Origin of the sequence: Polaribacter sp. (assembly GCF_039939415.1) — a bacterium.
In the GTDB taxonomy this organism is placed as follows: Bacteria; Bacteroidota; Bacteroidia; order Flavobacteriales; family Flavobacteriaceae; genus Polaribacter.
In genome coordinates, this window is sequence record NZ_JBDVJE010000012.1 from 1 (window position 1) to 18,492 (window position 18,492).

At 27.0% G+C, this 18,492-nt stretch carries 16 protein-coding genes; 8 read left to right on the forward strand and 8 right to left on the reverse strand.

Annotated elements, in window-relative coordinates; genetic code table 11:
* The 3 genes from tsaE to ABJG40_RS02335 form a co-directional block, all read left to right on the forward strand.
* Nucleotides 1-310: tRNA (adenosine(37)-N6)-threonylcarbamoyltransferase complex ATPase subunit type 1 TsaE (gene tsaE, locus ABJG40_RS02325; protein WP_348022973.1), on the forward strand; the 310-nt coding region annotated here is incomplete at its 5' end.
* 7 nt (nucleotides 311-317) lie between these two features.
* Nucleotides 318-1,514 carry an alanine dehydrogenase gene (locus ABJG40_RS02330; RefSeq protein WP_348022974.1) on the forward strand — a complete coding sequence of 399 codons (1,197 nt, stop codon included), beginning with the start codon at nucleotides 318-320 and terminating at the stop codon, nucleotides 1,512-1,514.
* A gap of 48 nt (nucleotides 1,515-1,562) precedes the next feature.
* Entirely contained in the window at nucleotides 1,563-1,931 is a 369-nt protein-coding gene (locus tag ABJG40_RS02335; RefSeq protein ID WP_348022975.1) for a DUF4258 domain-containing protein, read from the forward strand.
* Between the two features lie 77 nt (nucleotides 1,932-2,008).
* Here the strand turns inward: ABJG40_RS02335 and ABJG40_RS02340 are convergent, their stop codons facing one another.
* Nucleotides 2,009-2,683, reverse strand: a complete 675-nt coding sequence (locus tag ABJG40_RS02340) for an RNA methyltransferase (protein WP_348022976.1) — start codon at nucleotides 2,681-2,683, stop codon at nucleotides 2,009-2,011.
* 39 nt (nucleotides 2,684-2,722) lie between these two features.
* Here ABJG40_RS02340 and ABJG40_RS02345 point away from each other — a divergent pair, with 39 nt between their 5' ends.
* Nucleotides 2,723-3,403 (forward strand): NAD-dependent deacylase, encoded by a 681-nt coding sequence (locus ABJG40_RS02345; RefSeq protein ID WP_348022977.1) that lies wholly within the window; start codon nucleotides 2,723-2,725, stop codon nucleotides 3,401-3,403.
* Here ABJG40_RS02345 and manA read toward each other — a convergent pair whose 3' ends face one another.
* The 3 genes from manA to ABJG40_RS02360 form a co-directional block, all read right to left on the reverse strand.
* A complete protein-coding gene (manA, locus tag ABJG40_RS02350) occupies nucleotides 3,404-4,624 on the reverse strand; it encodes a mannose-6-phosphate isomerase, class I (protein WP_348022978.1) in 1,221 nt (406 codons plus the stop codon).
* A gap of 5 nt (nucleotides 4,625-4,629) precedes the next feature.
* On the reverse strand, nucleotides 4,630-5,040 hold the full coding sequence (locus ABJG40_RS02355; protein WP_348022979.1) for a hypothetical protein: 411 nt from the start codon (nucleotides 5,038-5,040) through the stop codon (nucleotides 4,630-4,632).
* A gap of 81 nt (nucleotides 5,041-5,121) precedes the next feature.
* The gene (locus ABJG40_RS02360; RefSeq protein WP_348022980.1) at nucleotides 5,122-6,264 is read right to left on the reverse strand and encodes a response regulator; all 1,143 of its coding nucleotides are present in this window, start codon (nucleotides 6,262-6,264) and stop codon (nucleotides 5,122-5,124) included.
* Between the two features lie 176 nt (nucleotides 6,265-6,440).
* Here ABJG40_RS02360 and ABJG40_RS02365 point away from each other — a divergent pair, with 176 nt between their 5' ends.
* Genes ABJG40_RS02365 through ABJG40_RS02375 form a run of 3 tightly spaced genes read left to right on the forward strand, consistent with a single transcriptional unit; the run spans nucleotide 6,441 to nucleotide 12,255 of the window.
* Nucleotides 6,441-9,530, forward strand: a complete 3,090-nt coding sequence (locus tag ABJG40_RS02365; protein WP_348022981.1) for a hypothetical protein — start codon at nucleotides 6,441-6,443, stop codon at nucleotides 9,528-9,530.
* The gene (locus tag ABJG40_RS02370) at nucleotides 9,530-10,744 is read left to right on the forward strand and encodes a hypothetical protein (protein WP_348022982.1); all 1,215 of its coding nucleotides are present in this window, start codon (nucleotides 9,530-9,532) and stop codon (nucleotides 10,742-10,744) included. The genes ABJG40_RS02365 and ABJG40_RS02370 overlap by 1 nt, the downstream gene beginning before the upstream one ends.
* Nucleotides 10,738-12,255, forward strand: a complete 1,518-nt coding sequence (locus tag ABJG40_RS02375; RefSeq protein WP_348022983.1) for a cellulase family glycosylhydrolase — start codon at nucleotides 10,738-10,740, stop codon at nucleotides 12,253-12,255. The genes ABJG40_RS02370 and ABJG40_RS02375 overlap by 7 nt, the downstream gene beginning before the upstream one ends.
* Here ABJG40_RS02375 and ABJG40_RS02380 read toward each other — a convergent pair whose 3' ends face one another.
* The 3 genes from ABJG40_RS02380 to ABJG40_RS02390 form a co-directional block, all read right to left on the reverse strand.
* Complete coding sequence (locus tag ABJG40_RS02380; RefSeq protein WP_348022984.1) at nucleotides 12,256-13,437, reverse strand: glycosyltransferase; 1,182 nt, start codon at nucleotides 13,435-13,437, stop codon at nucleotides 12,256-12,258.
* A 110-nt stretch (nucleotides 13,438-13,547) separates the two neighbouring features.
* Nucleotides 13,548-14,816 carry an oligosaccharide flippase family protein gene (locus ABJG40_RS02385; protein ID WP_348022985.1) on the reverse strand — a complete coding sequence of 423 codons (1,269 nt, stop codon included), beginning with the start codon at nucleotides 14,814-14,816 and terminating at the stop codon, nucleotides 13,548-13,550.
* 18 nt (nucleotides 14,817-14,834) lie between these two features.
* A complete protein-coding gene (locus tag ABJG40_RS02390) occupies nucleotides 14,835-15,107 on the reverse strand; it encodes an STAS domain-containing protein (protein ID WP_348022986.1) in 273 nt (90 codons plus the stop codon).
* Between the two features lie 196 nt (nucleotides 15,108-15,303).
* Between ABJG40_RS02390 and ABJG40_RS02395 the strand changes: the two genes are divergently transcribed.
* Complete coding sequence (locus ABJG40_RS02395; protein WP_348022987.1) at nucleotides 15,304-17,379, forward strand: tetratricopeptide repeat protein; 2,076 nt, start codon at nucleotides 15,304-15,306, stop codon at nucleotides 17,377-17,379.
* A 46-nt stretch (nucleotides 17,380-17,425) separates the two neighbouring features.
* Here ABJG40_RS02395 and ABJG40_RS02400 read toward each other — a convergent pair whose 3' ends face one another.
* Nucleotides 17,426-18,472 (reverse strand): T9SS type A sorting domain-containing protein, encoded by a 1,047-nt coding sequence (locus tag ABJG40_RS02400; protein ID WP_348022988.1) that lies wholly within the window; start codon nucleotides 18,470-18,472, stop codon nucleotides 17,426-17,428.
* Nucleotides 18,473-18,492 lie beyond the last annotated feature (20 nt).

Consider the following 18,492-nt stretch of genomic DNA (forward strand, 5'->3'; position numbering starts at 1 on the left):
CGTTGGTAAAACAACACTAATTAAAGAAATCTGTAATCAATTAGAAGTGTTAGATAACATTTCCTCTCCTACTTTTTCTTTGGTAAATGAATATGAAACTTCAAAAAAAGAAAAAGTCTTTCATTTCGATTTTTACAGAATTGAAGATGAAAATGAAGCTTTAGATATAGGTATTGAAGAATATTTCGATAATAATGCTTGGTGTTTGGTAGAATGGCCAGAAAACATAGAAAATTTACTACCTTTAGATGCTGTTGAAATTCATTTATCTATTTTAGATGACAACCAACGTAATATTCAAATAAAATAACCAAACTATGAGTTCATTTTCTCCTTTTAGTAAAGAAGAATTGCTTCCGCAAGAAGAAATGTTAGAGATTAAAAAGCAAAAAGGAGAGTTATTTATAGGCCTGCCCAAAGAAACCTATTTAGGAGAAAAACGTGTTTGTTTAACGCCAGATGCAGTTTCTGCTTTGTGTGCTCATGGTCATAGAATTGTTGTAGAAACAGGTGCTGGTGATAATGCAAATTATTCTGATAAAGAATATTCTGAAGCGGGTGCAAAAATTTCTTATGATGTAGAAGAAGCTTTTAAATGCAATATTGTTTTAAAAGTTGCACCTCCAACAGCAACAGAAATTGAATACATGAATCCACAAACGATTCTAATTTCTTCTCTTCAATTAAAAACTCAATGCAAAGATTATTTCGAAAACCTTGCAAAAAAACGAATTACAGCAGTTGCTTTTGATTATATTAAAGACGATCATAACACATATCCTATTGTTAAATCTTTAAGTGAAATTGCAGGAACAGCTTCTTTATTAATTGCCTCAGAATTGATGAGTGGTGTTAACAAAGGAAATGGTTTATTACTTGGTAATATTGGAGGGGTCCCTCCTTCTAGTGTTGTTATTTTTGGTGCTGGAACTGTTGGTGAATATGCTGCTAAAACTGCTTTAGGATTAGGTGCAAGAGTAAAAGTTTTTGATAATTCATTAACCAAGTTACGCAAATTGCAACATGCATTAAATGCTCCTATTTATACCTCTACATTGCAACCAAAATCAATTGCAAAAGCCTTAATGCGTGCAGATGTGGCTATTGGAGCAATCAGAGGAAAAAACAGATCGCCAATTTGTGGTACAGAAGAAATGGTAGAAACCATGAAAGAAGGTGCAGTTATTATTGATGTTAGTATTGATAGAGGTGGCTGTTTTGAAACTTCTAATGTAACCACACACACTACACCTACTTTTATAAAACATGGTGTTGTACATTATTGTGTACCCAATATTCCTGCACGATATGCTAGAACTGCTTCTTTGTCTATTAGTAATATTTTTACTCCGTATTTGTTAAATATAGCAGAAGAAGGTGGTTTTGAAAATGCTGCTCGTTTTGATAAAAGTTTAAGAAACGGAATGTATTTTTATCATGGAATTTTAACTAATAGAACTGTTGCAGATTGGTTTGATATCCCTTTTAGAGATATCAATTTATTGATATTATAATTCAGTTTATCAATACAAAAAAGTACATTTGCATTTCAAATTTTTACAATGCTCATTAAAAGAATAGGTTATTATTTAGTAGGTTTATCAATTGGTTGTATTGGTGTTTATTTTTTCTGGCAAAAAAAACAAGCAACTTTTGATTACGGAATGGATGCAAGAACACTAAAAACAATTAGAATTAAAAAACGTTTGTTTTCTGAGGATGCAAAAAATACAATGAAAAGATTTGATGTTGATACTTTAAAAATATCTACTATTTTATATAATGGTGATGTTGATTTTAGTAAAAGTAAAGCAAGACAAAAACCTTGTGCAGAATATTTTATAACTGGTAAAAGAGAACTAGAAAACGTAAGTTTGTATGTAAAACGTTGCGACTCTACTACTACTATTGAAAAAGTGATTGTAGATTAATAATTCTTGTATTTATCATAGAACCCTACTCCATTTAAAATCATAATAATTTGTAATTTTTAAAGAAAGTAAAACCTTTAAGCTTTTAAATTATCGTAATAATGAGTTTCAATTTTGTCCACATTTTTAATGGTTTTTTTCACCCAATTAAAATACAAAATTTCTTTTTCTTCTTTTGATAATTGCCAATCTACATCAGAATTTCTCAATTTATTAGTAACATCTTGTAAAATTATAGCTGCTGCTACAGAAATATTTAAACTCTCTGTAAAACCAACCATTGGAATTTTTAAAAATCCATCTGCTTTTTCCTTAACATAATCTGAAACGCCCTCTGCTTCTACTCCAAATACAAATGCCGATTTTTTGGTGATGTCAAAATCTTGCAATAAACAAGAATTGTTATGAGGTGTTGTAGCTATAATTTGATAGCCTTTTTCTCTTAAGTTATCTAAACAAATTTTAGTATTATTTCCATCAGATTTATAACGTTTAGAAGTTATCCATTTCTGAGAACCTTTTGCAACATGCCTAGAAACCTTATTGGTGTATTTGTTTTCAATAGCATGCACATCTTGTACTCCAAAAATATCTGCAGTTCTAACAACTGCACTTGCATTATGAGGTTGGAAAATATCTTCTAAAACTACCGCAAAATGTCTAGTTCTATTTTCTAAAACCTTTTTAAAAAGGGTTTTTCTTTTATCAGTTAAATAACCTTCAAAATATGCTAATAGTTTTTCATCAATCATAAATACAAACTTATCATTTTATTATTATTTTTACTACTTATGAAGAAATTAGTTATTTTAACAGGCGCAGGAATTTCCGCAGAAAGTGGGATAAAAACATTTAGAGACTCAGATGGTTTGTGGGAAGGACATGATGTAATGCAAGTGGCATCTCCTGAAGGATTTGCTGCAAACCCTGAATTGGTTTTAGATTTTTACAATCAACGTAGAAAACAACTATTAGAAGTTTCTCCTAATAAAGGCCATTTCAATTTAGTAAGATTAGAAGAATATTTTGATGTTGAAATAGTTACTCAAAATGTTGATGATTTACATGAACGTTCTGGAAGTAAAAACGTTACTCATTTGCATGGAGAACTTTTAAAAGTTAGAAGTATTGCTGATGAAAACTTGGTTTTAGATTGGAAAAAAGACTTGGTTATAGGTAATAAATGTCCAAATGGAAATCAATTAAGACCCCATATTGTTTGGTTTGGAGAAATGGTACCAATGCTCGATAAAGCAATAGAAATTACCCAAAAAGCTGATTTATTAGTAATTATAGGTACTTCTATGCAAGTTTATCCTGCAGCAAGTTTAATAAATTATGTAAAAAAAAATACACCAATTTATTTTATAGATCCAAAACCATCTGTTTCTAAAAATGATTTTAATAATTTAACTATTATTAATGATGTTGCTAGTTCTGGTACTGATAAGTTATTAAAACTCTTTCTTTAATTAGTTTTTTGGAACACTTGCCTTGTAAATTTCTACAGTAGATTTTGTTGTTATTGTATAAGATGTATTAGCTTTTATTAAAACAGCTTCTCCTTTGTTTATAGACATTAATTCATTTTCTTGAGTAACTGTAGCATTTCCTTCTATAGCAATTAATATTTCTAGAGAATTTGAAATAGAATTATTAGAGATGTCTTTAGATAATTCTATTTTACTTAATTCAAAATCTTTTGCTTTTGTTTTAAAAACGGTTTCACCACTTTCAATATTTTTATTTCCATTTAAAATTTCAGGAATTGTTTCTTCGAATTTTGTGTTTTTAATAAGCTCCTTAACGTCAATATGTTTACTTGTTAAACCACCTCTTAAAACATTGTCTGAATTTGCCATTAACTCCATATTTTTACCTTCTAAATAAGCATGTGGTACACCTGCATCTTGAAAAACAGCTTCTCCTTTAGAAACATTTAAAATATTAAAAAAGTAAATAGAGAAAATGCCTCTATCAATATTATCTAAATCATTTCCTTTTATTGATTTTGCAGACCAATATTCTGGTGTAGATTTATCTAATTTATTCTTCAAATATTCAGGATAAATTCTTTCAACCAAAGGTTTTAAAACCTTATTTACTTCTTCTTGAGAATATTCCATTACCTTTTTATAAAGACCTAAATATCCTTTTTCTAAAAAAGTATCTAATAAATAGCTTAATTCTGGAGTTTCTTTTAAGTTTTTTATTAGTTTTTCACTTTCTAAAAAACCATGTAGCAACCAAAAATCACTTAAAGCAACCATTATTTCTGGTTTATGATTTTGATCTTTATAGTTTCTATTACTAGCAGTTAAAGAAATTCCTTTTTCATTTTCTTTTTCATATCCTATAATTGCAGCTTCAATAGAAGGATGCACTTGTATAGAAAGCATTTTGTTTACATCTAAAACTTTAAATAAATAAGGTAATTTCCCAAAATCATTAGCAACTTTTTTTCCTAGGTTTTCAACTTTATTTTCATTTAAAAAATCATCTAAAGAAATGCTATCATTATCTATTTTAATAATTGATGGTGCTTTTAAATGAGCTCCTAACCAATATTCTGCGTAAGTTTCATCTTTATCAATATTTTGAGAAACTAATGTTGGTATATAACTTTTTCCTCCCCAATCATAATTTTGAACTTTCCCTTCTATTCTTAATATTCTATGATTTGTATTTTTCATTTTTATTAGCAATTTACAATTTCATTAAGAGCATATACTTTTCTTAACATTACTCTTTCATTTATTTTATCTACCAAATCATCTTCAGAAATTTTTACAATTTTACTCATAAGTTTTTTATTGAAAATATTATTTGGTTTTATATGTAAAATTAAACTAAAATTTTCATTATTAAATAAAAAACGAACACCTGCTTTTAATGCTAAATCAAATTTTTTTTCTTTTTTAAGGTTTAAAATTGATACTTGACATTTTGAATTTTCTTTTATTTTGTATAAAAAATTAAACAATTTAACATGATTACCATTATTTACAAGACAAATCTTAAAATCTTTATTAAAATATGATTTTAATCGCTGGTTTTCGGATATATTAATGTCATTCTTATCAAAAATAATAACGATTCCTTTTTTCATTTTTGTTCTGTTTTATTATTTATTTAGGAATTATTGCAGCATTATTTTTAATAAAATACACCAATTATAGTTGTCTATTTTTTATTTTCTATAATGCCAAGCTATTTGGGCTAATTGACCAACAATTTTTACTGAATCTTTCATCGATAATTTAGAACCATCTGCATGAATCCATCTTTTTAAAGGTTGTTCACATAACATTTCTTTAGCTTTATCTAAGCCATAATGTAGAGTTATTCTTCTAAAAATTTCTACATCAAAAATCCATTGTGTTACAAATTTATCTTTAAATGAAACTTCTATTACGTCTTTGTGGAAAATTTTAGCACCACATTGTGTGTCTTTAAAATCCATTTTAAGAATCTTTCTAATGATATAATTAATAGTCATACTAATAATTTTTCTTGCAGATTCTTTGGTAATATTAGCCCCCATTCTACTAATTCTAGATCCACTAACTATTTTGTACTTATCATTTTCTTCAATTGTAGTAACTAAATCGTTAAAATCTGCTAAATCAGTAGATAAATCTGCATCTAAAAACCCTATATAATCTAAATCTTCTTGTTTAGCCATATACAGCATTCCTTGTCTTACTGCTTCTGCTTTTCCTCCGTTTTTTTCACAATCATAAACAGTAATAAAATCTTCTCTTCCTTTTCTTAGGTTATTTAATACTTCTAATGTTTTGTCTTTACTTCCGTCATTTACAAAACATAAATGATAACCAGAATTTTTATCTATATAATCTGTAAATTCTTTACTTAACAACCTTTCTTCTTCATTGTAACAAGGTATAACGACTCCTACACATCTTTCTTGAATAATAGTATTTGAATATTTTTTGTTAGCATCTAAATTTTCTGGAGCACCAATTAACCTTTTTGTTCTTAAACCAACTTCTGTTAAACTTAAGGGTTTTTTCATATAATCGTTTACACCTAACTCAAAACCCTGTGTAATCATTTCGTCATCTGTGTTACCAGATAAAATCATAATTGGCGTATCAGATTTTTTTTCTTCTCTAATATGTTTAACTACTTCTAAACCAGAAATAGTTGGCATATTAATATCAACAATTACTAAATCTGGTTGCAAAGAATTGTATAATTCAATTCCTTTAACGGCATCTGTTTCTGTTATAACATCATACCCCATTTCTTTTAACCTACTCTCTAGTGGAATTAAAACTAATTTTTGATCATCAATAGCTAATATTTTCATAATAAATTTTGGTTTGAGTCTGAAGCAAAAATACTTCTGTTTTCTTTTCTTTTTTGTGATAATTGTTTTAACAGTTGTTTAAGTTAGATGAAAGGTAGTTTACTTTAGACAAATAAAAAAAACTATCCTTAAAAATATTTTATATTTACATTATAATTAAGAGAGTACTTTTTTAAATGAAAGAAAAATCTAATAAATATTTAATAGCCGCAATAATACTTGCTATTATTTTTCATGGCTCTACTATTTTCTTTACATTAGAAACTACTTATGACGCTTTAATTCATTTATTTTTTGCAGATCATTATGCAAATAGTTGGTTTGAACCTTGGAATTACAGGTGGTATACAGGATTTACAGTACAGAGTTATCCTCCTTTAGTACACCAAACTATTGGTGCTTTGTCTTTAATTGGAGGTTTAAAATTTGGCCTTTTTACAGTTGCTTTAATAGCTATTATTTTATTTGTAACAGGTGCTTATCGATATTCTTTACTAATAACATCAAATAGAACCGTAGCTGGTTATGCTGCTATTTTAGCTGTTTTTTCTTCTTCTTTTGTAGAAACGTTGCATATTTTTGGTCAATTACCAAGTATTGTTGGTGTTTCTATTTTAATGCATGCTTTACCCGAAATATATTTATGGCTTAAAACAGGTAAGTATAAATTCTTTTTTACATCACTTTCATTAATATCTGTAACGGTTACATCTCATCATGTGACACCTATTTTTGGAATGTTATTTTTTATTTTTCCGCTAATAGGTACTGTAATAATGGATGTTGCAAGAGAAGAAGTCGATTCATATAAAGAAGTTACATTCTCATTATTTCTAAAAACTTTTTTTAAACAGTTAAAGAAAAATTTGGCTTTTGGGTTTTCTTCATTGTTTCTTATTATCTTTTGTATTTTCCCTTATTGGTTAAACTCTAAAAAAAACCCAATAACTCAAGTTCCTATTCCTCATGGCTCTAGAGATAGTTTTATAGAAGTTACTTCTTCTGGTTTGGTGTTTTTTACAATTCCTTGGGGACTTTTATTATTTATTTTACCTTATATATTTTACAGATATTACAGCAAAAGATATTTGTTTTTTGGATTATCTTTTACCATGTTAGTAATTTTAGGAACTGGAGGAACAACACCTATACCTAAAATGATTTTAGGAGAAACTGCTTTTAATATTCTAACTTTAGATAGATTTACATTATGGGGCTCTATAATGTCCATTCCAATATTTGGAGAATTTATTTATCGTTTTGTAGAAGGAGATTTAAAAGTATTAATACAAGAAAAATTTGGAGCAGTTTATCACAGACTATTAGGTGGTACTTTAGCATTTCTTTACGTTGCTATGGTAATTTTTACAATGAGTTTAGGATATTTTAGACCTTCTCAACCTCAAAAAATAAAAATGCTCCCTATTGTTAATTTTTTAAGTCAAGATTCTCATGATCATTGGAGGTATTTAACTTTAGGTTTTGGAGATCAAATGGCATGGTTAGCTGCACAATCTAATGCTATGAGTGTAGATGGCAATTACCATTCAGCAAGACGTTTGCCTGAATTAACAACCAGACCAATTGAGCGTTTAGAAAACTCGAAATTTAAAGGAGTTGCAGGTATAGGTTCTTTACAACAATTTTTAACAACTCCAGAAAAGTATAATTTAAAATATATTTTTTCTAATGATAAATTTTACGACCCTGTTTTGTTTTTCTGTGGTTGGCAACGTTTATCGCAATTAGAAAATGGTATTATGGTTTGGGAAAAACTAAATGTGCCACCTGTTTCTTCTATTTTACCCAAAGAAGATGTGCCTGCTTGGGTAAAAATAATTTGGGGAATTATTCCGTTTTTAACAGTACTTATTGCGTTTACATTAAACGTACAATCTTTAATTGTAAATGGATTAAAAACCAAAATAAGACCTAAACCTGTTTACTTTAACTTTCAGAATGATTATTCTAAGTTTTCGCGAAATGTTTTAAGAGCTTTTCATATTTGGGCAGTGGTTTTAATTATTACAATTACTTATGCATGTTATATGTTTTATATTAAAAACGACACACAAAGGTCTCCAGAAAATGTAGTAAAAGCCTATTATGATGCAATTGATTTTAAAGAATTAAATAAAAGTTTTAGCTATATAGACCCTAAAGACGAATTAACTCGAGCTCAATATTTATTAGAAATTTCGGTTACAGATGGATTATTAAGTTCTTATGCAAAATTAGATGCCATTACTGCCAAAGTTTTAAAACAAACAGATAGTTTAACGACTTTAAAAGTAGAAACAAAATGGATAACTCCTTTAGAAAAACTATCTAAAGTAGAATATAGAACTACAGTTAAAAGAGGTAGAAAATGGTATCTAAAACCAACTAGAAAATCTATAGATTTACCTCCAGATCAATTGTATTCTAAAAATAGTACAGGGTATTTTAATCAAGGAAGAAGAAGAATTACTACTGAACAAACACATCATGAAGATGTTTTAAAACAACCCGTTTTAGAGATTGTTTCTGCTAAATTAATTAAATTTAATAAACGTTATTCTATTATTGGTGAAGTTCAAAATATAGACAATGTACCATCAGACGTAGTCTTAAAAGGTACACTTTATAACGATGATAATAAAGAATTGGCAACCTACAATGCAAAACACATTTTAAAGCATAAATTAATGCCCAAAGAAATTAGTGCTTTTAGAATTAATTTTGAAGGTATTGCTTGGTCTAAAACAAAAGATTCTATTCCTAAAACATTCAATCCAGATGAATTTACTCCTATAGAATTAAGTGAGCAACCTACAAAATTTAATTTACAAGCTGCAGGAAACACCTCTAATTCAGATTTATTTAAAGACATTGTATTAAGTGAGGTAAATATCTCTCCGAATATAATTAGTGGAACATTATTTAATAGCGGAATTCAAGAAATTACAGTACCACAAATGATTATTACTTTTTATAATGAAGATAAAGAAATGATTTGGGTAGATAATTTGTTTTTAAAAGAAGGTATTAGACAAGAAAGAAAATTGCGTTTTCATTATCCAATTCCTTTAAACCCAAAAATAAGAATTGTAAGTGATGATATGAGTTATTGTTTTGTAAATGGTTTACCAAATGAAGATATAGCTTTTAAAATTTTACCACAGAGAATAAAAAATCATACCATAGGTAAATTACAAAAAGTAGACCATCCTCTTTTTAGTTATGTTAAAATTGAATTAAGTATGTATATAGGAAACCCAAAATAATGAAATTAAAACCAACATTTTTTCTACTATTTTTTCAATTTGTATTTGTTTCTTTTTTAGCCCAAGAAACAAGTACTCAACCTTCTGTTTCTATATTATCTAACAAAACTTCATTTATTGTTGGTGATGATATTGTACTCAATTTTAAAGTAAAAAAAGATACTACCCTACAGTTGTATTGCTCTAACAGTTATGGATCTACTGTATTAAATTCTAAAGTTATAAATGAAAAAGCAACTTTTAGAATTCCACGTTTTTTATCTAAAAAAAGAGGACTTTTGTCTTGGAAGACCATAAATACAGATGAAACAATTTCTGGTAACATTTCAATTATTTCTCAACAACATCCAACAACTATAGAAACCTATTTAGGACCCCCAAGTATTGATGCAGGAGAATTAGACTATACCATGTTAGTTGTAATACCTACAGATAGTTTAGACAACCCTATTTTAGATAATAGTAAAGTTGATGTAAAATATCAATTTTTAAAATCAGAAAAAACAACACCAATTTATACTGATAATTTAATTGGTTATAAAAACATTTATTCACCAAAAAAAAGTGGAAGAATGATAATTTCATCAACTTCTTATGGTTTAAATTCTAAAGAATTTGATGTTAATATTATGCCTGCAATTGCAACTGACTTTGAAATTTTTATGCATAGAAATCATGAATATGCAGATGGAAACCAAATTACAACTTTATATACATCTACAATAAAAGACAAAAACCAAAATATTATTAGTGATGGAAGTTATATTGAGTTTTACATTACAGATAAAAAAGGAGGTATTTTAAAAACGGCAGCAACTACCATAAATGGTGTTGCACATGCTAAAATTGTACATCCAGATTTTGAAGAAACATGGAAAATAAAAGCTTATTTTATAGGTATTTCAGAAAGTAATACCATAACAATTAAGTACAAAAAAGTAATAGAAGATTATAATATTACTTTTAAAGAAAACAATAGAGTTATAAAAGTAGGTCCTTTAGAAAGTTTCATGGGGCAAATTATTCCTGATGGATTGTATGTGAAATTATCTATCTACAAAAATGAAAAACGAATTAAAGAACTATTTAAAGAGTCTAACAATGGTTTTGCCAGTTTTTATTTAGATCCTAATATTTATGAAAATGATACCTATAAATTAATATTAGAAACTGCAGGAATAAAAAAAGAATTTAAAAGTTTTAAATTATGGTAAAAACTAACAAACGAATTCTTAGAGGTGTTTTAATGCTAACGTATTTAGTAATAATTGGTATTCTTTTGTTTTTAGTAAGTTCTGTTTTTAGTTTTTTAAATACTGGTGCAGATAGAAGCAAAATGCTACACACAGAGGTTAAAAAAGTAGAACAATATTTACCAAAAGTAACATGGGTTTTAGATGGTAATGAAGGAAGGAAAATTAGTCAACAAAAAATTAAAGCTGTAGAAAACGATTATTTAGATGCTTGGTATGTAAAACATATTGCTTACAAAACCAACACACGAGTTGGAATTGAAGATTATTTTACAGAAAGTGCCAGAGAAAATATTTACAATATTTTAGATTACAACAAACTAAACAAAATTTCTATTGAATCTACTACTCTAAAACACAATTTAGATATTGAATTTTTTAGTGAAGATGGACAATTAATTGTTTTGAAAGACAAAAATGCTTTAGAATATAAAAAGGTTTTTAAAGACAACAAATTAATTTTAGAAACTACAGAAGTGTCTACTTATAAATATGTCTTATTACTAGAAGATGGTTTTTGGCGAATTAGACATATGGTAAAAGAATCATCTGAAAAATTTAACAGTACTGTTTTAAAAACACCAATTAACATTACTAATATAAAAGGAATCAATTATTACCCACAGGCAACTCCTTGGAATATGTATGGAGATGATTTTGATATTAATATTATAAAAAATGATTTTAGAATTATTAAAAAAGCAGGTTTAAATTCTATTAGAATATTTGTGCCTTATGAAGATTTTGGAAAAGCAAATGTTAACTATAAAAAATTAGAAAAACTTAAAAAAGTTTTAGATACAGCCTTAGAAATAGATATAAAAGTTGTTATTACTTTGTTTGATTTTTATGGAAATTATGATGTTTTAGATTGGACATTAAACCAAAGACATACAGAAAAAGTTGTGGAAACCTTTAAAGATCATGAAGCAATTTTAGCTTGGGATGTTAAAAATGAACCCAACTTAGATTTTAATTCTAGAGGAAAAGAAAATGTAACTGCTTGGTTAGATTTTATGATTATTTTAATTAAATCTATTGACAAAAAACACCCTGTTACTATTGGTTGGTCTAATGTAGAAAGTGCCACTATTTTAAAAGACAAAGTAGATGTTGTTTCTTTTCATTACTATGAAGATTTAAATAAATTTGAAAGTGAATACCTATCTCTAAAAGAAAAAATAAAAGATACACCTATCATTTTACAAGAATTTGGAGTTTCTTCTTATGGAGGTTTATGGAGACCTTTTGTTGGTTCTCAAGAAAAACAAGCCAATTATTATAAAAAAATACAAAAAGTCTTGACAAAAAATAAAATTCCTTTTATGTCATGGACTTTGTATGATTTTGATGATGTACCAAAAGAAGTTTTAGGAAGACTTCCTTGGCGCACAAATCCTCAGAAAAAATTCGGATTTATTTCTAATACAGGAGAAAAGAAATTATCGTATAAATATATTTCTAAAGAATAATTATTTCTTTTTAACTATAATTTTATCGAATTCTTCTAAATAAATTTCTGTAATTCTTTCCATAGGAAAAGCTGTTGCTGCTTTATAATTTGTTTCACCTAATTCAATTCTATAAGCATCATTAGTTACAATTGCTTTAATTGCATTGGCTAAACTTGTTACATTTTCTGGTTCAAAAAACTCACCTCTATACCCTTCATCTTCAATTAAAGTAGCTAAATCGCCTAAATTAGGCATAACCACTGCTCTACCATAACTTCCTGCTTGGTGCAAAACACCAGAACTTCCTGTTGTAGAAGTGTAAGGGAAAACAACTACAGCACTTTCTGTAAATAATGGTTCTACTTCAATTTCTTCTACATAACCTGTAAAAGTAAGTTGTGGCACATGTTTATAGGTTTCTTTTGCATTGGCTAAATAACCTGGTACGTTTGGGTTGTCTGTTCCTGCAATTACAATTTCTAAGTCTAAACCTGTTTCTTTTCTTACAAGTTCTACAGCTTCTATCATAGACTCTACTTTTTTATAAGTTCCAAATTTACCAAAAGTCATTATTTTTAAAGGTCCTTCTGGTAATTTTTGTGATGGATTATCAGGAATTTCAAATGTACCATGAGGAATCATTTTAACATTTTCAACTTTATATTTATCAACTAAAGTTGTTACATACTTATCCATAGTAACCGCAACTAAATCTGCTTTTAAAATTAATTTAGTTAAAGTTGTACCAATAAAATTATATACTTTTTGGGCTAATTTGTTATTTGTAAAACCAGCACTACCTAAATCTACTTGTTCTAATATATTATGCAATAAAACGATTGTAGGTATGCCTTTCATTTTGCAAATTAAAGGTAAAGTTAAGCCTAAAGCTGCTACTATTTTTTTATCACCAAACTTCATAAACTGTAAATTAAACAGAATAGTATCTGGTTTTGTTTGATTAATTGCTTTATTAACTCTTATTGTATTAGAGTAACTATTAAATTTCCAACACTCTTTAATTGTAATTTTACAACCATCTTGTTCAAAATCAATATCTTTTGCTCCAGGAGTTTCATCAGTTAAAAGAATTAATTCTGTAACTTTTTCTTTAAGTCTAAAACTTTTTACTAAATGATATGCATATTCATTAAGAGTTACTTTACTTGGAGGATAAGCTGTTACAATGGCTAGTTTCATTTTATTTTTTTTATTATGATACAAATTTCAGTTTTTTACTTTTATACATTGTAAAAAGTATGTTTAAATACAATTTTATATAGACGATTGGATATTAATATTAGATATCATTACTCGTTTGTTTCTTTTATCGTTTTAGCTACTTTAGAATCTTTAAAAAAGAAAAAACTAAGTTGTACAATTAAAAGTAACACCATTGCAATAATTTGTACATGTACTACTTGCACTAATGTTTTATGATATAGAACTACTAAAACTATTTGTAACATTCCAAAAATTCCAGAAAGAACTACAGGTACATATTTATCTAATGATAAATAATAGTATGCAAAAATGTTTGAGATTGCAAAAATTCCTGTTGCAGAAGCATATTTCCATAATAATGACGAAATTGATAAATATTCACTACCAAATAAAATTCTTATAATTTCATTTGGAAAAAAGAAACAACTTACAACAATTGCAGTAGCAATAAAACCAATATAAGCTACATATTTTAATAAAATTGGTAATGTATCTTTACCTTCTTTTTTTAGTTGAACAACAGTGGGTAATAACAGCATTACAAACATCCATGCTATAAAATATACAACTCTACCAATTAAAGCTAATGAAGCATACAAACCAGCTTCATAAGACTCAAAATAATGTTTAACTAATAATATATCGCTATTGTTAATAATAATTTGTGTTAACTCATAAAAAGCAGTAATAATAAAGAAATTTTTAACTAACTTTTTATTAGTAACATCTAATTTAAAAGGTTTAAATAAAGAAAAATTACTGTTTCTAAAAGGTATTAATCCAAACACAAAAGAGCAAAAAATACCTATTGCAATTATTAATGAAGAATCTATGTCTAATAAATACAATAAAGCAAAAGTTAATAACAAACGACTAATCATTTCAGATTGATAAGTAACTGATAATGATTTTAATTCTTGTTTTCCTTGAAAAACACCTCTATTAACACTCATTAAAAAATAAAAAGGTACTCCAACACCAAAAATAACAAACATTGTAGAAGAAGTCGTTTTAAAAAAGTGCTGTAATTGAATTGAAAAAAGAACAATTAAAGTTCCTAGAAAAATACCTGTAAACAAAGCATTTTTATAAATTTTAGAAATAAAACCACTAAAAATAGAGTCTTCAAAAAGAACTGAAAATTTAGCAGTTACTAACTGAAAAGTCATTGCTACAAAAGATAATACCAATAAAAATGTAATTAAAATTGCAGCATCAGCAAATTTTTCTGGACCTAAAACTCTACCTAATACTAAATTATACAAGTAATTGCCTCCATTAACTAAAAGAACACTTAACATAAATAACTGTTCTGGTTTAATCCCTTTTTTAACAAATCTTATAATTGCTTGCATCTTTATTTCTTTTTCTAATTAAGCTACTTCTAAGTGATTAAAATAATCATAAATTTCTTTACAACCATTACCAACAATAGAAAATAGTTTATTATTTCTATTACCTTGTTTAATTAAATCGAATATTACATCTAAACCTTCTTTATCTATTTGCTTAATATTGTTAATATTAATAATAACTCTATCTCTTTTTATCGAATTAAAATAAGACTTAAAAAATGAAGTTGTTTCAAAATTAATTTTACCATTTAAGTAAAAAACCTCTTTTATTTCTGAAATTTGTAAGCTCATAATTATTATTTTTTTAAATTAACGTGCTACAAATATCAACTACAAACTTCAAATAATAGACACAATTTCGACGAATACCCTATTGATAAAGTTAAATGAATAAAAGCCTTTGATTAAGCTCTTTTGAAAGAAAAATAACCTATTTGTTCTTATTTTTAAATGTGAATTCATAAATTGCATACATAAAAAATTCATAATGAAATTAAAATATTTTATAGTTATAACATTTCTATTTATTAGTTTTTTGGGATATTCTCAAGACATGAAAGAAGGTTTTACCTATTTAGAAACTGGTAAATATAAAGAAGCAGAATTTTTTTTTAAAAATGTACTAAAAGACTATCCTACAAACAAAACAGCTAGACTTTGTTATGGAAGAGCAATTGGTTTAAACGGAAAAGCAATAAAAGCTGTATCTCTTTTTTCAAGTCTTTTAAAAGATTACCCAACAGATTTTGAAGTAAAATTAAATTATGCTGAATCTTTACTTTGGAGTAAAAATTATGCAGATGCAAAAGTATACTATCAAACACTTTTAAAAGAAAACGATAAAAGCTTTGCTGCATTATTAGGATATGCAAATACATTATCTAACTTAAAAGAATTTGAAAAAGCTTTAATAACTGTAGATAAGGCCTTAACTATATTACCTGGTAACCCAAATGCTTTGGTTTCTAAAAAATATATGAGATTAGGTTTAGCTAATACAAAAGTAACTGATCAAAAATACGATGAAGCAGAAACTCTATTAAAAGAAAACTTTACTTCATTTAAAAACGATAAAGAAACATTATTAAACCTTGCTAATTTATATTTAATTTCAAATCAAGTAGAAAAAGCAAAAAGTACTTATAAAATTATTGGAGAAATTCCTGGTAATGAACTTACTTCTTTAAATGGTATTTCTTTATCTTATCATTTAGATAGTGATGATAAAACCGCTTTAATTTTTAGTAATAAGGCATTAGAAAGTATAAATAATCGTACTTCTACAACTTTAAAAAATCAAACTATAGAAAGAAATATACAGGCATTAATTTGGAATAAAAAATATAAATTAGCAACAACAGAAATTAATAAACTTTTAAAAGATAATGAAAATCCTGAAAATTGGATACTTTCTTTAAGAGCAACACTTAATATTTATAAAAGTGATTTTAAACAAAGTTTAGAAGACTATAACTTAATATTAAAAAAAGACAGTGCTTCTTTTGATGGTAATCTAGGTAAAGCAAATGCACTCAAAGCTTCTGGTTATTATAATAATGCTTATAAAAGCGCAGAAAACACCTTGTTTTTTTACGAAAAACAGAAAGATGCAACCAACTTTATAAAACAATTAGACTTGAGCTTTACACCGTTTTTAGAGACAAAAGTTTCTTATTCTTTCGATAATGGAGATAATGAAGCAAATGCTTATGATTTTAAAACTGAAATTCCTTTTTCTACAAAGTTTAAAGTTTTAGCAAATTATAACCTTAGAACAACTGCTAACCCTATTACAGATTTAAAAGCAACCACCAATAATTTATTATTAGGTGTATCTTACCAACTTTTAAATAATTTAACGTTAAAAGGAAGTTTTGGAGTTACTTCTTTAGATTCTGAAACCAATAAATACAATCAATTATTAACAGATATTTCTCTAAATATAAAACCTTTTAAACTTCAGAATTTAGAAGTAGGTTACAAAAGAGATATTCAGAATTTTAATGCAGCCTTATTAAACGAACAAATAGTACAGAATAATCTTATTTTAAATTATAGTGTAAGTACTAACTTTAATTTGGGGTGGTTTACTCAATATTATTATACATGGCAAAGTGATGAAAATGCTAGAAATTTATTATTTACCTCTTTGTATTATAATATTTTAGCAAAACCTTCTATGAAAGCGGGTATCAACTATCAGAATTTATCTTTTAAAAACCAAGTACCAACAGTATACTTTAGTCCTAGTAAATTTAATGCCGTAGAAATATTTGTTAACCTCATAAAAGATGAAGCTGCAGCTAAAAAGAAAGAATGGTTTTACGGTTTAACAGCTGCTACTGGTTTACAATATATAGAAAATGACGATACTCAAAGTACCTATAGAGTTCAAGCCAAACTTGGCTATAAATTTTCTGAACGTGCACTCATAAACATTTACGGATTGCAAAGTAATATTGCTTCTGCGGTTGCTACTGCTGGTTCTGCAGGTTTTACTTATACAGAGTTTGGTTTACGTTTTAAATGGATAATATTAAAGAAACCTTTCTATAAAAAATAAGGCAAAAGATAAATCTTTTGCCTTAAAACACTCTATAAACTTGGGGCTATTTAATAATAAAAGTTCCAGAATGTTTTTTATTATTATCATCTGTTAACCTATACTTATATATACCTGTTTTTAACAGAGGAGCATTGTATTGTACTTTTATAGAATTATTAGTTTTTATTTTTTGTAAATCTACTATTCTACCAATAACATCATATACTTCTATCTTTACGTTTTCAGATTCTGAGGCTAACTGAATTGTTGTAGAACTTGTAAAAGGATTTGGGTAATTAAACATCTTAGTAGTTTCTTCTAAATTATAATTATCTACAGCTAATACATTATTTGTACTGAATGATAAATTATTAACATTTATACTAAAAGGTTTGTAGTTTGTATAATCTCCTATTATAGAAAACACTACTGTTTTTATATTAACAATTTCTGTAGAATTACCGTTTTTATCGAGAAAATCTGAAAAAGATAAGCTTATTTCTCTTGCCTCTGTATTAACAGGAATTGTATAGCGTAATCTATTTTGCCATTCCCTATCATCTTCGGGCATAATAACAACTTCTACTGGTTCGTTATTTTTTATGTTAAAGTTTATAAAATCATAATCTGCAACATCTAAAGTTTGATCTCCAGGTAAAATATGTCTAAACAAATTTACATTTCCTTTTACTTCTCCAACAGCATTAACACTTCTATCTACTTCATAAAAATCATCTTTATATTCTCTATCTGAAGTTGAAACATTAAAATGAGTAACAGTTACATAATCATCTAAATAATCTAATCCCCAAGGTCCGTCTGCTAAATATAGAGCATCTTTTTGTGGTGAAGAACCTGTTTCTAGAGAAAATCCTATATCAAATAAAACACCCGTTTCTATAGATAAAACTTCATTATAATCACCAGAAAGTGAAAACGTATTAGATACTTGTGTGTGATTAGAAACTTCTGTTTCTGCAATATTACCTACAAATTTTACAGAGGTTTCTTGAGTTCTATTAACAAGGTTTAAATGAATAACTCCATTAGAATAACTACCAGACTTTACAAAAACATTAGGTAAAACAGTATCTAAACTACTACTATTCAATCCATTTAAATTAGTATGCT

Excerpts from the sequence above, each read along its gene's own strand:
- ABJG40_RS02360 (WP_348022980.1), bottom strand. The coding sequence starts at position 6,264 with ATGAAAATATTAGCTATTGATGATCAAAAATTAGTTTTAATTCCACTA.
- ABJG40_RS02365 (WP_348022981.1), top strand. The coding sequence starts at position 6,441 with ATGAAAGAAAAATCTAATAAATATTTAATAGCCGCAATAATACTTGCT.
- ABJG40_RS02330 (WP_348022974.1), top strand. The coding sequence starts at position 318 with ATGAGTTCATTTTCTCCTTTTAGTAAAGAAGAATTGCTTCCGCAAGAA.
- ABJG40_RS02335 (WP_348022975.1), top strand. The coding sequence starts at position 1,563 with ATGCTCATTAAAAGAATAGGTTATTATTTAGTAGGTTTATCAATTGGT.
- ABJG40_RS02395 (WP_348022987.1), top strand. The coding sequence starts at position 15,304 with ATGAAATTAAAATATTTTATAGTTATAACATTTCTATTTATTAGTTTT.
- ABJG40_RS02370 (WP_348022982.1), top strand. The coding sequence starts at position 9,530 with ATGAAATTAAAACCAACATTTTTTCTACTATTTTTTCAATTTGTATTT.
- ABJG40_RS02380 (WP_348022984.1), bottom strand. The coding sequence starts at position 13,437 with ATGAAACTAGCCATTGTAACAGCTTATCCTCCAAGTAAAGTAACTCTT.
- manA (WP_348022978.1), bottom strand. The coding sequence starts at position 4,624 with ATGAAAAATACAAATCATAGAATATTAAGAATAGAAGGGAAAGTTCAA.
- ABJG40_RS02385 (WP_348022985.1), bottom strand. The coding sequence starts at position 14,816 with ATGCAAGCAATTATAAGATTTGTTAAAAAAGGGATTAAACCAGAACAG.
- ABJG40_RS02355 (WP_348022979.1), bottom strand. The coding sequence starts at position 5,040 with ATGAAAAAAGGAATCGTTATTATTTTTGATAAGAATGACATTAATATA.
- ABJG40_RS02345 (WP_348022977.1), top strand. The coding sequence starts at position 2,723 with ATGAAGAAATTAGTTATTTTAACAGGCGCAGGAATTTCCGCAGAAAGT.
- ABJG40_RS02340 (WP_348022976.1), bottom strand. The coding sequence starts at position 2,683 with ATGATTGATGAAAAACTATTAGCATATTTTGAAGGTTATTTAACTGAT.
- ABJG40_RS02375 (WP_348022983.1), top strand. The coding sequence starts at position 10,738 with ATGGTAAAAACTAACAAACGAATTCTTAGAGGTGTTTTAATGCTAACG.
- ABJG40_RS02390 (WP_348022986.1), bottom strand. The coding sequence starts at position 15,107 with ATGAGCTTACAAATTTCAGAAATAAAAGAGGTTTTTTACTTAAATGGT.